Origin of the sequence: Corallococcus sp. AS-1-12, assembly GCF_020036995.1 — a bacterium.
Lineage (GTDB): Bacteria > Myxococcota > Myxococcia > Myxococcales > Myxococcaceae > Corallococcus.
The window spans coordinates 59,387-77,070 of sequence record NZ_JAIQDD010000009.1 but is presented as its reverse complement, the minus strand read 5'-3'; the positions used below and the strand labels follow the sequence as shown (position 1 = coordinate 77,070).

Sequence of the window (17,684 nt, the reverse complement as noted above, 5' to 3'; positions counted from 1 at the left end):
GGCCCCTCTAGTCGCGGAAGTTGGTGAACTGCATGTCCAGCTTGAGCTTGTCCTGCTCCTTGCGGAACAGCGCGATGGCCTCCTGCAGGTCGTCGCGGTTCTTGCCCGTGACGCGGAGCTGATCCGCCTGGATGGAGCCCTGCACCTTCAGCTTGGACTCCTTGAGCAGCTTGATCAGCTCCTTGGACTTCTCCACCGGGATGCCCTGCTGGAGCTTGATGGGCTGCTTCACGTTGCTCATGCCCGTCTTCTCGATGTCGCCGAACTCCAGCACCCGCAGGCTGATGCCGCGCTTGGCCAGCTTGCCGAGGAGGACCTCCTTGGCGGCCTGGAGCTTCTCCTCGCTGTTGGTCTTCACCGTGAGCGCGGAGTGGTCCGGGGCGATTTCGATTTCGGCCTTCACGCCCTGGAAGTCGTAGCGGGTGCTGAGCTCCTTCCGGGTCTGATTGACCGCGTTGTCGAGCTCAGCCAGGTCGATTTTGGAGATGACGTCGAAGGAGGGCATGGGGGGGACCTTTTCGCGCCCTTAACATACCTACACCCGGACGACCAAGGGGACCACCAGGGTGCGCCGGGAGGTGTGCTGCTTGAAGGCCCGCTTCACCGCCTTCGTGAGCTCCTCCCGCACCAGGGCGTCGTCCCCCCGGAGCAGGGGGTTGAGCTCCTCGAAGTAGGCCCGCGCCTCCTGGGCCACCCGGGCCAGCACGCCCTGCTCGTCCGGGCCGAGCCCCTGGCCGGAGAGCTGGGGCCCCGCCACCAGGGCCTGGGTGTCGCGCCGGAGCACCACCGCCGCGGCCACCACCCCCGTCTCCGCCAGCCGGTTGCGCTCCACCAGCGTCTCCGGCGTCACCACCCCGTCCCCGGAGCGCTCCATCATGAGGCGCCCTGAAGGCACGCTGCCAGTGAAGCGGCCCCGCCCCTCCTCGAACGTCACCACGTCCCCGTCGTGGGCCAGCAGCAGGCCCTCCGCCGCCATGCCGGCCTCGCGCGCGGTGGTCAGGTGTCGGTGCAGGTGCCGGACTTCCCCATGCACGGGGATGAAGTTCCGGGGGCGGATCAACTCCAGGACGCGGCGCTGCTGGGGGCGGCTGGCGTGTCCGGAGACGTGCACGCCGGGCTCCACCTGCGCGTAGACGATGCGGGCGCCGCGCCAGTGGAGCTGGTCGAGCAGCGCGCCCACGGAGCGCTCGTTGCCGGGGATGGGCCGGGCGCTGACGATGACGGTGTCGCCGGGCTCCAGGCGCACGGGCCCGTCGCCGTTCGCCAACTGGGTGAGGCCCGCGCGCGGCTCGCCCTGCGCGCCGGTGGTGATGACGGCCACGCGGTGGGGCGCGAGCTTGGGCACGTTGTCCAGGTGCACGAAGAGCGAGTCGGGCACGTCCAGGTAGCCCATCTCCCGCGCCAGCTCCACGTTGCGCACCATGCTGCGGCCCTGGAGCGCGACGAGCCGGCCGGTGCGCTCGCACAGGGCCAGCAGGTGCCGGATGCGGTGGAGGTTGGAGGAGAACTGGGCCACGACGACGCGGCCCTTCGTCTCGTGGAACAGGCGCTCGAAGGTGGTCTGCACCACGCGCTCGCTGCCGGTCTCGTCCACGTGCTCGGAGTTGGTGGAGTCCGACAGCAGGCACAGCACGCCTTCGTCGCCCGCCTCGCCCCAGCGCTCCAGGTCCGTCTTGAGCCCGTCGATGGGGTCGGGGTCCAGCTTGAAGTCGCCGGTGTGGATGACGGTGCCTTCGGGAGAGCGCACGATGAAGCCCACCGCGTCCGGCACGGTGTGCGTCACGCGCGTGGCCTCCACGTTGAAGACGCTGCCCACGGGGAAGGGCGTGCGCGGCTCGATTTCGCGCAGGTCCGCCTTCACGCCCAGCTCCTCCAGGCGCTGACGCGCGAGCGCGAGCGTGAAGCGCGTGCCGTAGATGGGGACGGGCACGTCGCCCAGCAGATAGGGGAGCGCGCCGATGTGGTCCTCGTGCCCGTGCGTGAGGAGCACGCCCTTCAACTGGGCCGCGTTGCGCTGCAGGTGCGTGAAGTCCGGGACGATGATGTCCACGCCGGGCATTCCCGACGAAGGGAACATCAGGCCGGCGTCGATGAGCAGCATCTCCCCACGACAGGCGAGGACCATGGCGTTCAGGCCGATTTCGCCAAGGCCGCCCAGAGGGATGACGTGGAGCATGTGCCCGGAAGTCTAAGGGCCCGGCCCCTCCCGTGCGTGGGAATCCGCACACCCCCTGCCACCGCGAGCCAGCGCCCGCCTGCTTGACGGATTCGAACTAAAGGCTTAGTTGTATTGGAACTAAGGATTTAGTTCGCAGCCGGGGAGGCCCTGCCCGTGACGAAGCCGCCGTCATCCTCCGAGGAGTCCAAGCCGCTCACGCCCGTGGAGCTGGAGCTGATGCAGCTCGTGTGGAAGCTGGGGGAGGTGAGCGTGGCGGACGTGCTCGCGGCGCTGCCGCCGGAGCGCAAGCTGGCCTACACGTCGGTGTCCACGGTGCTGCGCATCCTGGAGCAGAAGGGCGTGGTGCGGAGCCGCAAGGAGGGGCGGGGGCACCTGTACTCGGCGCGGCTGTCTCGCGAGGCCTACGAGGCCCAGAGCGTGCGCCACCTGGTGGCGACGGTGTTCGACGGGACGCCGTCCTCGCTGGTGGCCCGGCTGGTGGAATCGGTGCCGCTGTCCCCGGAGGAGGTGGAGCAGATCCGCAAGCTGCTGGGCCGCAAGGGAGGCCGGGGATGAGCGTCGTCGCTCGGGAGGTGCTGGGCGCGTATCTCACGGCGGCGGTGCTGGTGGCGGTGGGCTTCGGGCTCGTGCGCGCGGCGCTGGCGTTGGGGATGGAGCGGCGGCTGGACGCGCGGCAGGCGCTGCGCGTGGGCCGGGTGACGCTGGGGCTGGCGGTGCTCCTGCCGTTCGTGGCGCTCGCGGCGCGGGAGTGGATGCCGTCGGCGCCACTCTTCAAGTTCGAGCGTTCCCTGGCGGGCTACGCCGCGCCGCTGACGCCTGTCGAAGCGCGGCCCGTGCCCGGCGCCGCGCCGCGGACGCGGTCCTCGGGCCTGGGCCTTCCGGGGGCGATGGTCGGAGTGGGGCTGGTGGGCGTGGGGGCGTTGGCGTTCCTGGCGTGGGAGCTGCGGCGGTACGCGCGCTTGCGGCGGAAGCTCGCGACGCTGCCCGTGCTTCGCCGCGTGGGCCGGGTGCGCGTGGTGCTGGGGGACGGTGCGTTCTCCGTGTGGTTCCCCGGTGGCGGCGCGTGGGTGGTGGTTCCCGCCGAGGTGCTGGAGGACGCGGAGGCGCTCCGGCTCACGGTGCGGCACGAGCTGCAACACCACCGGCAGCGGGACACGGTGTTTGCCTATGCGCGGCTGGGGTTCGACAGCGCCTTCTTCTGGAATCCGTTCGCCCGGGCGTTCTCGCGGTGGTTGGCGGAGCGTCAGGAGTTCGCCTGTGACGAGGCGCTCGTCGCCGTGAGGCACGTGTCCGCGGAGGCGTATGCGCGGTGCCTGTTGCAGGCGTCGCTGCGTGTCCCGGCGGCCCTCTCTCTTCCCGCCGGTGTCACCGGCATGTCCCACCCCACTGTCAGGAGGATCCACATGCTGTTCCAGCCCCGTCCCCGTAGCTCCGTGCGCACCCTGGGTCTGTCGTTGTCGCTGGCGTTGGTGCTCGCGCCGCTGGCGTTGTGGGCGCAGGGCGCGGCGCGGGGGCGCGCGGTGTCGCTGACGGAGGCCCGCGCGCTGGCGGAGGCGGGGCGGAAGGCGGGGGACCTGCCGGTGGTGGTGGACGCCGCCGTGGTCGAACAGCTCAACACGTTCGTCACCACGCCCAAGGGCCGCGACTTCATGCGCAAGGCGCTGGCGAACCTCCAGGCGCACCGGGAGGCGATGACGGGCACGCTGCGCTCGCGCTCCCTGCCGGAGGGGCTGCTCGCGGTGGCGATGGTGGAGTCGGCGGTGAGCAACCTGCCGGAGACGTCCCGCGAGCCGTCGATGGCGCCGGGGCCGAGGGGCGCGGGCGTGTGGATGTTCATCCCGGAGACGGCGCGTCGCTACGGCCTGAAGGTGGAGGCGGGGCGGGACGAGCGGCTGGACGTGGCGCGGGAGACGGAGGCCGCCGCGGCGCTCTTCCAAGCGCTGTATGAACGCTACGGCGACTGGCGGCTGGCGCTCGCGGCCTACAACCAGGGGGAGGGCGTGGTGGACCGCGTCCTCGCGGAGACCGGCGTGCGCGACGTGAGCGAGCTGGTGCGCACCGGCAAGCTCAACGGCTACACCGCCACCGTGCAGGCCGGAGTGCTGCTGCTGCGCAACCCGCACCTGCTCGACTGAGCGTTTGTCCACCGCCCGGGGGAATGTCCCCGCCGCGCCGGGGTTCGGATGCGCGCCACCCCGCTTTCGCGCGAGGATGGCGTCGCTCAGCGCCAGGGGTGGGAAACGCCATGAAGATCGTCGCGCTCGTTCGTCCCGCGGGTGAGGTTCCAGAAGCCGCCCAGGTGCTCGCCGCCGCTGCGGGCATGGCCCCGGCGGAGGCCCGCATGCGGCTGGCCCCCGAGCCTCCCGCCCTGATTGCACGCCTGGCTCCCGATGCGGCGGATGCCCTGGTGAAGGCCCTCCGGGACGCGGGGCTCGCGGCGCTCGCCATCGACGAGTCGGAGGTCGCGGAGCGCGTCACGGCACGCACCGTCACGTTCGGCACGGCGCAGGCGACGTTCACGCCTCGCGCGGGCGCGCCGCTCACCATGGCCTGGGAGGACGTGACGGTCATCCTCCGGGGCGCGTCGTCCCTGCGCACGCAGAGCGAGCACACGGAGAAGAAGACGCAGGTGGCGCTGGGCACGGCCCTCATCACGGGCGGCCTGAAGATGACGAAGACGGCGGAGAAGAGCGTGCGCGGCTCGCAGGAGGAGACGTCGCAGGTCGTCTTCGTCTTCGACCGCGACGGCCGGGGCGCCGTGCTTCCCGAAATCGGGTTCGACTTCTCGTGCCTGGGCCCCGCGATGCAGCCGTCGCGCACCGCGAACATGGTGGCCCTGGCGCGCCTGGTGCGTGAGCGCGCCCCGGCCGCGTTCTACGACGAGCGGCTCCTGCGGCTGGGCCGCCGGCCCCTGCCCTTCGTGCTGGGGGGAGCCGTGCAGGTGGTCAGCGGCGCCACGTCCCACTCCCGCATCAACACCGCGCAGGGCCTGGACGTGCTCGCGGAGGCCATGCGCCTGGGCGTGGCCCGGGGCGACCTGCCCTGAGCGTGCATGCGCGGCTCCGGCCGCTCCAGTGCGCGGCACGGGCGGTCCGGGCGGCGGTCCTCGTCGGGGCGGAGGCCCCGGCCGCTCAGGGCAGCGGCGTGGAGCCCTCCGGGGGCGGGCGGGAGATCCACGCGGCGATGAACACGTCCAGCTCACCGCGCATCACGTCCTTCACGCGGGGCGTCCCCGCGCCCGTGCGTGGATCCTCCACCCGCGCTCCTCGGCCCAGGAAGTAGCGGCGGGCCTCGTCGGTGCTGGCGCCCTGTCCGGCGACGACTCGCGCGGCGATGCCCTTGAGCTCGTCCAGCTCTCCCGCGCCAATGAGCGTGAGCACGCGGCCCGTGGCCTCGTCCTTCGCGGTGACCTCGTTGCGCACGCGCTGGAGGTACTCGCCCTCGCGGCTCTTCACCGGCCGGCCCTCCAGCACCAGCAGCTCCCGCTCCACCTCCTCCAGCGGTCCGCCCCGGTGCACGCGCACGTACGCGCGCTGGCGCTTCTCGTCCTCCAGGCGGCGGTGCAGCCCCGCCTCGCCCGCGAGGAACCCATACGCGCCCGGACCGGCGATGCGCACCACCACGCGCGCGGGGGCGTCCGCCTCCGCGACGGCGGTGGCCTCGTAGCCCCGGCGCTGCGCCCAGCCCAGGTACATGGTGGCCAGCTCCTGCACCCACACGGCCTGCTGCTCCGACGTGTCGCTGGCGCAGATGTCCACCAGCGCCTCGTTGTCCAGCGGCGTGGCCCCGGCGGCCCGCAGCGCCTCCGCCATCTGGACCTCGCGCGCGACCTCCTCCACCTGCTTCGCCGCGGAGCCCAACTGCATCTCGTTCTTCGCCTCGCGCACCAGCCGGCGCCCGAAGTGGCACGCGGCCTCCAGGCGGTCCAGCTCTCCCAACTGCGCCTCCACCGTGCGGAAGGCGCGGAGGACCTCCGCCGCGCGCCGCGGGTCGTCCCAGAGGTTGGGCGCCTGCGTCTCCGCGAGCAGCGCGGCCCGGCGCGTCTCCAGCTCCGGCCGTCCCGTGGACTCGGCGAGCGCGCGGGCGCGGCCCACCAGCCGGTCCATTTCGATCAGCAGCGACTTGCGGTCCAACCGGCGCTTCACCGCCGCGGCCTTCGGCGTGGGCAGGAGCAACTGCGCCGTCACCTCGCGGGGCGGCGGCACGGGCTCCGCGACCGCGACCACGCGGCCTCCGGGACGGGCCTCCACGCGCACGGGCGTGCCGGGCGGCAGGGGCCTGCGGGCGATCTCCACCGCGAGCGCCGCGGTGAGCGTCTTCTCGATTTCACGCTGCAGGTAGCGCGCGCCGAACTGCGGCGAGTAGCCGCGCTCCACCAGCCGGTCCACGACCTCCGGTGTCACCTCCACGTCCAGGGCGCGCGCGCGGATGCCTTCGCGCTCCAGCACGCGGCCCACCTCGCGCTGGGCAATCTTGCGGATGTCCACGCGCGACAGCGGGCGGAAGTGGCAGATGGCGTCGAAGCGGTTGAGGAACTCCGGGCGGAAGGCCTCCGCGATGCGGCGGTCCACCTCCGACACCTGCTCCTCGGCGCGCTTGTGCGCGGCGAAGCCCAGGCCCGCCTCGCGGTACACCTCCGAGCCCACGTTGGACGTGGCCACGATGAGCGTGTTGTTGCACGACACCGCCTCGCCCGCGCCGTTGACGAAGGTGCCCTCGTCGAAGAGCTGGAGGAAGCGGTCGTGCACGCTGCGCGCGGCCTTCTCGAACTCGTCCAGCAGCAGCACGGTGAACACCTTGCCGTCGAGCAGCGCGGACAGCTCTCCGCGCCGCGTCTCCAGCGCGGGCGCCCACGACGCGCCGAAGGGGACGCTCTCGTCGCCGTCGTTGGGGTAGTCCGCCATGTTCAGGCGCACCAGCCTGTCGGCGGAGCCGAAGAGGTACTCCGCCAGCAGCTTCGCCAGTTGCGTCTTGCCCACGCCCGTGGGGCCGGCGAAGAGGAACACGCCCAGCGGACGGCGCGGGTCGTTGAGCCCCGCCTTGAGCAGCGCCACCGAGCGCAGCACCGCGGCCACCGCGTCCGTCTGGCCGAGCAGCCGCTCCCCGAAGAAGCGCTCCGTCTCCTCCAGGTCCAGCGGCATCGCGTCGTCCACGACGAAGCGGGGCAGGCGCGTGGCGGCGCAGAAGCGGGTGAGCACGTCCTCCGGGCCCACGTGGTCGCGCGCCACGCCCGCGGCCTCCGCCGCCGTCTCCTTGAGCAGCTCGATCGCCTTGCGCGGCATGTGCTGCGCCAGGAGGAACTTCGCGGACAGCCGCAGCGCCAGGTCGCACGCGGCCGGGTCGATGGGCAGCCGCAGCTCGCGCTCCAGTTCCTCCGCCACGCGGCCGACGATCCAGCGCGCCTTCTCCAGCGACGGCTCGTTCAAAGGCAGCAGGTGCAGCCGCTCCGCCAGGGCCTCGTCGGCGCGCAGCAGCTCCTGCACGCGCTTGGGCTCGGTCTCGAAGATGAAGCGCAGCCCGCCGGTGCGCAGCGCGCGCACGGCCACGGGGGCCAGGGGGCCGCCGAGGGCCACCGGCAGGTCGCGGATGTAGACGATGGGGCAGGGGTGGCGGCCCAGGTGGGTGAGCAGCTCCTCGAAGGACTCGGCGGCCTGGCGCTGGGTGCTGCGCGCCAGGATGTTCGCGACGGACACCTCCACGAGCCGCGCCTGGGCCAGGTCGCCGTCCACGCGCCCCTCGGCGATGCGGCGGGCCACCTCCTGCACGAGCGCGCTCTTGCCCACGCCGGGTTCACCCGCCAGCAGCGGGTGCTTGCCTCCGCGCGCCAGCAGCCCCAGCACCTCCGTCACGGCGGTGTCCACGCCGTGGGCGGCCGGCAGCTTGCCCTCGCGCGCCATCGCGGTGAGGTCGCGGTCGATGAGCCGCTCCTGGTCTTCGTTCTTCCTCGTCGCCATGGTGTGGTCCGGAACGCCCCCTCGACGTGCGGCACTCTAACCGGTGCGGCGCGGAAGCGAAGTCCCGGCCCATTCCGCGGGCCGGGGACCCTACGCTTCCAGCTCCGTGTGCCAGTAGGCCACGTCCCTCAGGAACTTGCGCCAGGACAGGGGCAGGCCCTTCTCCATGAGGAACGACACGACCAGCGCGTCCGGCAGCCGCTTCGGCTTCGCGGGCACGGTGCGCAGCGTCATGCGCGCCTGCGCCGGGGTGCGGTTGCCCTTCTTCTGGTTGCAGGGCACGCAGGCGATGACGATGTTGTCCCAGCTCGTGCGGCCGCCCTGCGCGCGCGGCAGCACGTGGTCGTACGTGGCCTCCGGGCGGGTCACCTTGCGGCCGCAGTACTGGCAGCGGCACTGGTCGCGCTGGTAGACGTTCTCCCGGCTGAAGCGCACGCCGCGCGGGCCCTTCCACAGGGCGCGCACGAAGCGGATGACGGACGGCATGCGCAGCTCCACCGTCACCGAGCGGATGACGCGGTCCTCGTACTCCTCGACGACCTCCACCTTGCCCTGGACGAGCAGCATGATGGCGCGTTGCCACGGGATGCGTGCGACAGGTTCATAGGACTGGCTCAGCACCAGCGTTTCCATGACACGGGGCCTTTCGGGCGGGACAGGCCGCCAGGGAGTCGAACCCTGCTCGTCCGGATTTGGAGTTCGGACTGCACCCGGTGCGCGGCCTATGGGTGGGAAGCGGAAGGGGAGCGGGAGCCCGGACGTGAAGAAGGCCGGGTCCCCTTGTGGGGAGCCCGGCCTCCAGGGGCATGCCGCGTCAGGGACGGGGCGTGACGCCTTCAGGAGCCGGGCGAGGCGAGGCGAAAGGACGCGAAGTCCCGCCAGCGGCACGTGGAAGGAGCGGTCGCCGGGCTGGGACGCGAGGCCGCGTCGATGCCGTGACCGGAAGGGTTCAGGTGCTCGAGGTTCATCGGGGCCTGCTTCGTCGCCTGGCGCATCGGGACCGCTCCTTTCGCTCCCAGCGACGGCGGCGAAAATCCAGTCCTGACAGGCAGCCGGGCGACGCAGGGCCTTCCGTGCGCCGCCAGCGCACGGGCTCCGCTCAGGGCTTGGGGGCCGAAGCCGTCGCGGGCTTCAGGTAGCGGTCGAGGAACTCCAGGACGCGCTGGTCCACCAGCGCCTCGTTCTTCTTCTTCTTGAAGCCGTGGCCCTCGTCGGGGAGCAGCAGGTACTCCACGGGCACGCCGTTCTTCTTCACCGCCGCCACGATGTCGTCCGACTCCGCCTGGAGGACGCGCGGGTCGTTGGCGCCCTGCACGACGAACAGCGGCTTCTGGATGCGGTCCGTGTGGAAGAGGGGGGAGATCTCCTTGAGCATCGCCTCCTGCTTCTCCGGGTCGCCGATCTCCTGGAACATGGCCTGACGGAAGGCGCCCCACTCGGGCGGCATGCTCTTGAGCGTGCGCAGCCAGTTGGACACGCCGAAGACGTCCACGCCCACGTCGAAGGCGTCCGGGTGGAAGGCGAGCGCCGCCAGCACCATGTAGCCACCGTAGCTGGCACCCAGGATGCCCACGCGCGAGCCATCCACGTACGGCAGGCTCGCCAGGTACTTGCGCGCCTCCACGCAGTCGCGCAGCGGCTCCTTGCCGTGCTTCTGGTCGTCCGCCTTCCGGAACGTCTTGCCGTAGCCGCCGCTGCCCCGGTTGTTGATGCCCAGCACCACGTAGCCGTGGTTCACCAGGTACTGGATGTAGTTGTTGTAGCCCCGGGTCGTCTCTCCGCCCGGGCCGCCGTGCACGTAGACGATGGCGGGCGCCTTGTTCTGGGCCGTGGCCTGGTGCGGCTTGAAGAGCAGGTTGGGGATCTCCATCCCGTCGAAGGACTTGAAGCGCACCACCCGCGCGTCCACCAGGTCCTCCGGGTCCAGCTCGCGGCTCATCGTGTCCGTCACGCGCGGGGTCTTCTTCGTGGCCAGGTCCTGGACGTAGAGGTTCGCGGAGGCGCGGTCCGTCTCCAGCAAAACCGCCAACTGCTTCTCGTCACGGGAGAAGACGGCTTCGGAGATCATCCCGGCGGGGAGCTGCGTCAGCGGGACCTGGGTGCCGGCCTTCACGTCGTGCAGGCGCACCTCGAAGCCGGCGTCCACGTTGATGACGGAGACGCGGAACGCCCCCGCGCGCGAGAAGGAGGTGTCGACGATGTCCCAGTCCGCCTTCTCCACGTCCTCCCACTTGCCGGCCTCCCTCGCCGGACGCACCACGCGGGCGAACTCCGAGCCGTCGTCCGTGATGACGTACAGCTCCCCGGTGACGGGGTGGATGTCCCCCACCCGGTAGCTGGCCGTGCCCGTGTGGGGCGTGAGGTTCTTCAGCGTCTTTGTCGCGACGTCGTAGCGCCACACGTTGCCGTCCGACGTGGTGACCGCCTCCTCCAGGGCCACCCAGCTCTCGTCCGGGGCCACGGCCGCGACGCCGAACCCCTTGTCGTTCCGGGCCAGCAGCGTGCGCGCGTACGTCTTCGCGTCATGGCGGTACACGTCCATGGCGCCCGGGTCGCGCTCGTTGGTGGTGATGTAGAATGCGCTGTCGTCGTGGCTGAAGCCCAGGAAGTGGGCCACGCCCTTCTTCATGGGCGTGAGGTCCTTCTCCTTGCCGTCCGGCGTGCGCACGTAGACGTGGGTCTGCTCATCGCCGCCCTTGTCGCGCTCGAAGAGGAAGCGGCCGTCACGCGGGAAGGCCCCCACCACGCGGAGGCTGTCCGTCTTCGAGCGCGTCAGCGCGGTGGGCTTGCCCCCGCCCACCGGCACGCTGTGGACGTTGAAGATGCCGGACGCGTTCGACGAGAAGAGCAGTTGCCTGCCATCCGAGGTGAAGACCGGGGCCATCACCTCCGTGGACCCCAGGAACTGCTCCACCGTGTACTGCTTCGACGGCCGGGCCGCCGGCGTGGCCGCCTTCTCGGGCGGGGCGGCCCCCAGCAGGGGCAGGAGCAACGTCGGGGCAAGGACACGGGCCAGGGACTTCCACGCGGGCATGCGGCCTCCGGGAACGGTGGACAGGGGCACTCTGGGCCACGCCCCGCCGGGTTCAACAGGAGGCGGCGACAAACCTGACATAAGGCTGTCACGAGCCGGGGCGACATTGAGTGCGTTCCCACAACGCGGCACCGGAGATACCGCCATGAACCCGAACGACCTTCAGAAGACCCCTGCCCTGCGCGGCCTGCACACCTACGCGGGCGGCTGCCTGTGTGGCGCCGTGCGTTACGAGGCCACCGTGGACCTGGCGAGCGTGAGCCGCTGCAACTGCACCATCTGCATGAAGTACGGCTACGGCGGCGGCGCGGGGATGAAGCCGGACGCCTTCCGGCTCCTGAAGGGCCAGGACGCCCTCAAGAAGTACGGGCGCGACGGCAGCCCCAACACCCGCAGCTTCTGCTCGAACTGCGGCGTCGTGTGCTTCGGTGACGGCGACGTCCCGGAGCTGGGCGGGAAGTTCGTCTCCATCTACGTCAACACGCTGGATGACGTGGACCCGTCGCTGCTCACCTTCGGGTACTGGGACGGCCGGCACGACAACTGGGCGGCCGGGATGCGCTCCACGCCGTGGCCCTTCCAGGCCGCCGCCTGAGGCCTACACACTCCCCGCCGCGGCCCGGCCCGCGGCGCGGCCGGAGAAGATGCAGCCGCCCAGGAACGTGCCTTCCAGGGCGCGGTAGCCGTGGACGCCACCGCCTCCGAAGCCGGCCACCTCGCCTGCCGCATAGAGCCCTGGGATGGTCTGCCCCTTGGCGTTGAAGACGCGGCCCTGGAGGTCGGTCTCGAAGCCGCCCAGCGTCTTGCGCGTGAGGATGTTCAGCTTCACGCCGATGAGCGGCCCCGCCTTGGGGTCCAGGATGCGGTGCGGCTTCGCGGTGCGCACCAGCTTGTCACCCCGGTAGTTGCGCGCCTGCCGGATGGCCGCGAGCTGCAGGTCCTTGCTGAAGGGGTTGTCCATCTGCAGGTCGCGGGCCTTCACCTCGCGCTCCACCGTGGCGAAGTCCAGGAGCGGGGTTTCCGTCTTCGCGTTCATCCCGGCGACCAGGTCGCGCAGGTTGTTGGAGATGACGAAGTCCTCGCCCTTCTCCTTGAAGGCCTCCACCGGGCCCATGGCCTTCTTGCCCACGGCGCGGTTGAGCACGCCCAGCCAGTCCTTGCCGGTGAGGTCCGGGTTCTGCTCCGAGCCGGAGAGCGCGAACTCCTTCTTGATGATCCACTGGTTGAGGATGAACCAGGTGTGCTCGTGGCCCGTCTTGAGGATGTGCTCCAGCGTGCCCAGCGTGTCGAAGCCGGGGAACAGCGGCGGCGGCAGGCGCTTGCCGGTGGCGTCCAGCCACAGCGAGCTGGGGCCCGGCAGGATGCGGATGCCGTGCCGGGGCCAGATGGGGTTCCAGTTCCGCAGGCCCTCCGTGTAGTGCCACATGCGGTCGCGGTTGATGAGCCGTCCGCCCGCGGCCTCCGTGATGGCGATCATCCGGCCGTCCACGTGGTCGGGCACGCCTTGAATCATGAACTTCGGCGCGGGGCCCATGCGCTGGGGCCACGCCTTGCGCACCAGCTCGTGGTTGCCGCCGATGCCGCCGGACGTGACGATGACCGCGCTCGCGCGCAGCTCGAAGTCACCTGTCGTCACGCGCGAGCTGCTGGCGCCGCGCGGGACGTCCGTGGGCTCCAGCGTCATGCCGCGCACGCCCACCACGGCGCCGTTCTGGGTGAGCAGCTCGTCCACGCGGTGGCGGAAGTGGAAGGTGAGGGTGCCCTTGGCCTCGGCGGCCTTGGCGCGGCGGACGAAGGGCTCCAGCACGCCGGGGCCGGTGCCCCAGGTGACGTGGAAGCGGGGGACGGAGTTGCCGTGGCCCACGGCGCCGTAGCCGCCGCGCTCCGCCCAGCCCACCACGGGGAACCAGCTCATGCCCTGTTGGACCAACCAGGGGCGCATCTCGCCCGCGGCGAAGTCGACGAAGGCCTCCGCCCACTTGCGCGGCCAGTGGTCCTCCTCGCGGTCGAAGGCGGCGGTGCCCATCCAGTCCTCCAGCGCGAGCGCGTGGGAGTCCTTGATGCCCACGCGCCGCTGCTCGGGCGAGTCCACGAGGAACAGGCCGCCGAACGACCAGAACGCCTGGCCGCCCAGGTTCTGGGGGCCCTCCTGGTCCACCACGGCGACGCGCTTGCCCGCATCCGCGAGCTCGGTCGCGGCGACGAGTCCCGCGAGCCCTCCGCCCACGACGATGACGTCCACTTCCTGTCCCATGCGTGCCTCCCGGTAGCACCTGGCGCGCGGATGATAGCGTTTCGCGCGGATGACAGACGTTCCTTCACCTGCGCATCCGCACGCTCCGGAGGCTAGACTCCCCGCGCATGGATCCAGGTGTGAAGGGAAACACGGGACCGCTGGGCCATGATGCCGCCGCCTACGCGCAGCGTCAGGACGGGCTGTCCCCGGAGCCGCTGCGGGACGCGGCCTGGAGCGTGGCGGGGCAGCGGGCCTTCGGCGTGGTGCTCGACGTGGGCTCGGGCAGTGGCGGGTGGATCCGCCGGCTGCAGCGCAACCCGGCCGTCGAGCGCATCCTGAGCACGGACATCCACGACGCGGGCGCCAGCCGCCTGCCGGGCGTGGAGTTCCAGCTCCGGGACGTGTCCCGGGACGCGCTGCCGTGGGGCGACGCGTCGGTGGACTGGGTGTTCGCCATTGAAGTGCTGGAGCACCTGGCCAACCCGCGCCACTTCGTGAAGGAGGCCTTCCGCGTGCTCAAGCCCGGAGGCCACCTCTTCTTCACCACGCCCAACAACGACAGCCTGACGGCGCGCCTGTCCTTCCTGGTCCGGGGCTACTTCCCCGCGTTCTGCGAGCAGGACTACCGGGACTCCGGACACATCACGCCCATCACGGAGCTGGACGCGCGGCGCATGGCCGTGGAGGCGGGGTTCCAGTCCATCGACTTCGACTATCCACTGCCCGGGCGGATTCCCCGCAGCAGCGTGTACTGGCAGCGGTTCCTGCCGGGGCTGCGCGGCCGGTGGTGGAGCGATGGGCTGTTCGCGCTGCTGACGCGCCCGCGCTGAAAAGACAGGGGACGGGACTGGCCGCCTGTTCAGTCTCCGTGATACCCCTCCGCCGCGAACCAGAGAGGAGCGCGGATGCAACAGCGTTGCGTGTGGGTGGGGACGGATCCGCTGTACCAGACCTACCACGACGAGGAGTGGGGCGTGCCCGTGCGCGACAGCCGCGCGCTCTGGGAGATGCTGATGCTGGAGGGCTTCCAGGCGGGGCTCGCGTGGATCGTCATCCTTCGCAAGCGCGAGGCCTTCCGGAAGGCGTTCAAGGGCTTCGACCCGAAGGTGGTGGCGCGCTTCACGGAGAAGGACGTCACGCGCCTGATGGCGGATGAAGGCATCGTCCGGGCGCGCGCGAAGATTGAAGCCACCATCGGCAACGCGCGCGCCTACTTGAAGATGCAGGAGGCGGGCGAGGACTTCTCCTCGTTCGTCTGGGGCATGGCGGGCGGGAAGCCCCTCCGCAACGCATGGAAGGGCCGGGGCGACGTGCCGGCGAAGACGGAGCTGTCGGAGGCGTACTCCAAGGCCTTCAAGCAGCGCGGCTTCAAGTTCGTGGGGCCGGTCATCGTCTACGCGTGGATGCAGGCCACGGGCATCGTGGATGACCACACGGTGGACTGCTTCCGGCACGGCGTGCGGCACCGGTGAAGTGAAACGATGAACCACCTGGAAGGAATGCGATGCGGATCAGCGTGACGAGCGTGATGGTGGATGACCAGTCCAAGGCCCTGAAGTTCTACACGGAGGTCCTGGGCTTCGTGCTGAAGGTGGACATCCCGCTGGGAGGGGAGCACCGGTGGCTGACCGTCGTCGCGCCGGACGCTCTAGAGGGCACGCAACTGCTGCTGGAGCCCATGGGCTTCGCGCCCGCGCGCGTGTTCCAGAAGGCGCTGTTCGACGCGGGCATCCCGTTGACGTCGTTCGGCGTCGACAACTGTGAAGCGGAATATGAACGCATGGTGAAACTGGGCGTGGTGTTCCGCGGCAAGCCCACCGCCATGGGCCCCGTCACCGCCGCTGTCTTCGAGGACACTTGCGGCAACCTCATCCAGATGGCGCAGGTCTGAGCCCTGTGTTGAGGCCCCGGGCTCCCGGGGTGTTGCGCTAGCGTGGGGCCATGTCTTCGGAGCGCGGTAGGGGCCGTGTCCGCACGGTGGAGGAATGGTTGGGGCGGCTCTCGTCGCGTGACGCGGGAGCACGCGAGGAGGCGCAGTCGGCGCTGGAGGAGCTGCTGGTGTCCGGGCCGCCGGAGTCGCGGGAGCGGACCGCGCGGGCGCTCCTGGAGGAGCTGGGGCGCCCCGGGACGGCGGTCGCGGAGCCCCTGCTGTTCCTGTTGCAGCGGAGCTGGTGGCCTCCGCAGGCGGGCCTCACCGGGCTCGCCGTCCAGAGCGTGCTGGCGGTGCTGCCGCGGCTGGAGGCGGACGCCCCGGCCCTGGAGAACGCGGCGAGCGTGCTCGCCGGGGTGTGCCGGGTGGACCCCTTCCAGCTCGCCGCGCTGGACGGGCTGTTCCAGCACCCGGAGGCGTCGGTGCGCGGCGCCATGGCGCGCGTGGTGGGGCGGCTGGGGACCGCCGCGGCGTCGGAGCTGCGCCAGTTGCTGGCGCTCCTGGAGGACGAGGAGCCCGTGGCCCTCTCCGCGCTGGAGTCCCTGGCCGCGCTCGCCCCGCTGGCGCCGGACCTCACCGCGCCCCGGCTGCTGGAGCAGGTGCGCAAGTCGGACGGAGCGCGCCTCTACCTGGCGCTGGTGTCGCTGCGGGGCCTGCTGGAGGAGCTGAACGGAGAGGCGCGGCCCGCGCCCGCGCTGCCCGACCTGGAGCCCGCGCTGCTGCGCGCGTTGACCGCGCCGGAAGCGCCCATCCGGCAGGAGGCGGCGGCGCTGCTGGGGGTGCGCGGCCCGCTGTCGCCGGAGGCCGTCTCGGCCCTGCGCGAGCACCTCCGCGACGAGAGTCCGCACGTCGCGGCCCGCTCCGCCGTGGCGCTGGTGCGCTCCGGTGCTCCGGCGGCGGAGGCCCTCTTCCTGCTGAAGGGCCAGTTGGGCCCGGCCGCGTCGCGCGAGCTCCAGGAGGCCGCCGTGGCCGCGTTGGAGGAGGCGGACCCGGCCCGGTTGGGCCGGGCCCGGGGGATGCTGGAGACGGCGGCTCGCGACGCGGCGGGGCTGACGCGCGAGGCCCTCTTCGAGCTGCTGGGGCAGTTGCCCTGAGGCGTCAGCAGCCCAGGTTGTTGCCGGGGCTCACGCCGAGCATGGAGCAGAACTGGAGGTACTTGTCGATGCGGCTCTGCACCTGGCCGGGGTTGCGGCCGTAGCACTCCACCGACCCGTTGATGGTGCGGATGGTCTCACCGAAGCCGGCGCCGTTGACGATGGCGTTGTGCGCCGTCATGGAGCCCGCGCCGTTCTGCGTGGTCCAGAACCAGAAGCCCGTGCGCCACGCGGCGTTCGCGTCCTGGGCCAGCAGGTCCGGGTTCGCCTGGAGCGGCAGGCCCAGCGCGTTGCCCGCGGCGCAGTAGTTGCCATTCCACGACAACTGCATGGGGCCGCGGCCGTAGTACCGCTTGCCCGCGGCGCAGAAGCAGCCCGGAGGTCCCCACGACGTGTCGCAGTAGTCGCCCTTGTTGATCTCCTCGATGTACACGAGCCCGCCCGTCTCGTGCGACACGTTGGCCAGGAAGGCGGCCACCTCGCGCTTGCGCGTGTCGGTGTCACCCGTCGTCGCCACGGACGGGAAGGTGTTCGCGGCGGCGATGAGCGCGTCGTACGTGTAGAAGCCGTTGCGGCTGGGGAACATGGTGTTGAACATGTCGCGGGTCAGGATGCCCCCGAAGCCCGTGCCGCCGCCCCCACCGCCGGAGACCTTGTCGAACGTCCAGCGCTGGTTGTCCCGGTCCGGATAGTACGGGTACTGGACGATCTGCGTGCCGTTGTCGAAGGAGCCCCACGACAGGTCCATGGCCATGCCGGTGTGGCGCGGGTGGAAGCTGAACTGCGTGCCGCCCCGGTTGATGAACTGGAACTGCTGGTTGGCGCCGTCGACGTAGGTCCACTGGTGGAGGACCGCGTTCTCCGCGGTGCTGACCCCCTGGATGTCCAGGGCCTTGCCGCTGTTGACGTTGATGATCTTGAAGAACCCGCCCGACGTGGGCGAGATGTGGAACTTCTGCGCGTTGGTGCCGTTGCAGTCCCACTGCTGCACCTTCGCGCCGTCCGCCGTGCTGGACGACGCCACGTCGATGCACTTGTTCGTGCGCACCGAGCGGATGACGTAGTCGCCCTCCGTGATGGTCGACACCACGGCGGCGCTCTCCACCTGGCCCACGGTTTCTTGCGCGGTGTCTCCCGTCTCCGGCCCCGAACAGCCCGCCAGCGCGCCCACGACTCCCAGCAACGACAGACCGCGGATGATTCCCTTGTGGCTCATGACGTCTCCCATGGGTACCGCCAGCAGGTGGAGGAACTCCT

General features: G+C 71.1%; 15 protein-coding genes. 8 read left to right on the top strand and 7 right to left on the bottom strand.

The features are described from left to right. Window positions 1-7 precede the first annotated feature (7 nt). Both K8556_RS17125 and K8556_RS17120 read right to left on the bottom strand, forming a co-directional pair. Window positions 8-505: a YajQ family cyclic di-GMP-binding protein gene (locus tag K8556_RS17125; protein ID WP_223741152.1), complete on the bottom strand. Its 498-nt coding sequence runs from the start codon at window positions 503-505 to the stop codon at window positions 8-10. A 30-nt stretch (window positions 506-535) separates the two neighbouring features. Next, window positions 536-2,176 (bottom strand): ribonuclease J, encoded by a 1,641-nt coding sequence (locus K8556_RS17120; protein WP_223741151.1) that lies wholly within the window; start codon window positions 2,174-2,176, stop codon window positions 536-538. A 156-nt stretch (window positions 2,177-2,332) separates the two neighbouring features. Here K8556_RS17120 and K8556_RS17115 point away from each other — a divergent pair, with 156 nt between their 5' ends. The 3 genes from K8556_RS17115 to K8556_RS17105 all read left to right on the top strand — a co-directional run bounded on the left by K8556_RS17115 (window position 2,333) and on the right by K8556_RS17105 (window position 5,225). Then, a complete protein-coding gene (locus tag K8556_RS17115; protein WP_223741150.1) occupies window positions 2,333-2,734 on the top strand; it encodes a BlaI/MecI/CopY family transcriptional regulator in 402 nt (133 codons plus the stop codon). Further along, the gene (locus K8556_RS17110) at window positions 2,731-4,314 is read left to right on the top strand and encodes a M56 and MltD domain-containing protein (protein ID WP_223741149.1); all 1,584 of its coding nucleotides are present in this window, start codon (window positions 2,731-2,733) and stop codon (window positions 4,312-4,314) included. The genes K8556_RS17115 and K8556_RS17110 overlap by 4 nt, the downstream gene beginning before the upstream one ends. Window positions 4,315-4,424: 110 nt before the next feature. Beyond that, the gene (locus K8556_RS17105; RefSeq protein WP_223741148.1) at window positions 4,425-5,225 is read left to right on the top strand and encodes a hypothetical protein; all 801 of its coding nucleotides are present in this window, start codon (window positions 4,425-4,427) and stop codon (window positions 5,223-5,225) included. An 85-nt stretch (window positions 5,226-5,310) separates the two neighbouring features. On the opposite strand, the gene K8556_RS17100 is transcribed toward K8556_RS17105, so the two are convergent. From K8556_RS17100 to K8556_RS17090, 3 genes are all read right to left on the bottom strand, one after another. Continuing rightward, complete coding sequence (locus K8556_RS17100; protein ID WP_223741147.1) at window positions 5,311-8,133, bottom strand: AAA family ATPase; 2,823 nt, start codon at window positions 8,131-8,133, stop codon at window positions 5,311-5,313. Between the two features lie 90 nt (window positions 8,134-8,223). After that, complete coding sequence (locus tag K8556_RS17095) at window positions 8,224-8,766, bottom strand: HNH endonuclease (protein ID WP_223741146.1); 543 nt, start codon at window positions 8,764-8,766, stop codon at window positions 8,224-8,226. A gap of 466 nt (window positions 8,767-9,232) precedes the next feature. Further along, complete coding sequence (locus K8556_RS17090) at window positions 9,233-11,167, bottom strand: S9 family peptidase (protein ID WP_223741145.1); 1,935 nt, start codon at window positions 11,165-11,167, stop codon at window positions 9,233-9,235. Window positions 11,168-11,312: 145 nt separating this feature from the next. Between K8556_RS17090 and K8556_RS17085 the strand changes: the two genes are divergently transcribed. Beyond that, complete coding sequence (locus tag K8556_RS17085; RefSeq protein ID WP_223741144.1) at window positions 11,313-11,762, top strand: GFA family protein; 450 nt, start codon at window positions 11,313-11,315, stop codon at window positions 11,760-11,762. 3 nt (window positions 11,763-11,765) lie between these two features. Here the strand turns inward: K8556_RS17085 and K8556_RS17080 are convergent, their stop codons facing one another. After that, entirely contained in the window at window positions 11,766-13,421 is a 1,656-nt protein-coding gene (locus K8556_RS17080; protein ID WP_223741143.1) for an FAD-binding dehydrogenase, read from the bottom strand. A 119-nt stretch (window positions 13,422-13,540) separates the two neighbouring features. On the opposite strand from K8556_RS17080, the gene K8556_RS17075 reads away from it, so the two are divergent. The 4 genes from K8556_RS17075 (at window position 13,541) to K8556_RS17060 (ending at window position 16,427) form a co-directional block, all read left to right on the top strand. Then, window positions 13,541-14,233 (top strand): class I SAM-dependent methyltransferase, encoded by a 693-nt coding sequence (locus K8556_RS17075; protein WP_223741142.1) that lies wholly within the window; start codon window positions 13,541-13,543, stop codon window positions 14,231-14,233. Between the two features lie 75 nt (window positions 14,234-14,308). Then, entirely contained in the window at window positions 14,309-14,875 is a 567-nt protein-coding gene (locus K8556_RS17070; RefSeq protein WP_223741141.1) for a DNA-3-methyladenine glycosylase I, read from the top strand. A gap of 32 nt (window positions 14,876-14,907) precedes the next feature. Further along, window positions 14,908-15,294 (top strand): VOC family protein, encoded by a 387-nt coding sequence (locus tag K8556_RS17065; RefSeq protein WP_223741140.1) that lies wholly within the window; start codon window positions 14,908-14,910, stop codon window positions 15,292-15,294. A gap of 98 nt (window positions 15,295-15,392) precedes the next feature. After that, complete coding sequence (locus tag K8556_RS17060; RefSeq protein WP_223741139.1) at window positions 15,393-16,427, top strand: HEAT repeat domain-containing protein; 1,035 nt, start codon at window positions 15,393-15,395, stop codon at window positions 16,425-16,427. Window positions 16,428-16,431: 4 nt separating this feature from the next. Here the strand turns inward: K8556_RS17060 and K8556_RS17055 are convergent, their stop codons facing one another. Next, a complete protein-coding gene (locus tag K8556_RS17055) occupies window positions 16,432-17,643 on the bottom strand; it encodes an RICIN domain-containing protein (protein ID WP_223741138.1) in 1,212 nt (403 codons plus the stop codon). Window positions 17,644-17,684: the final 41 nt, after the last annotated feature.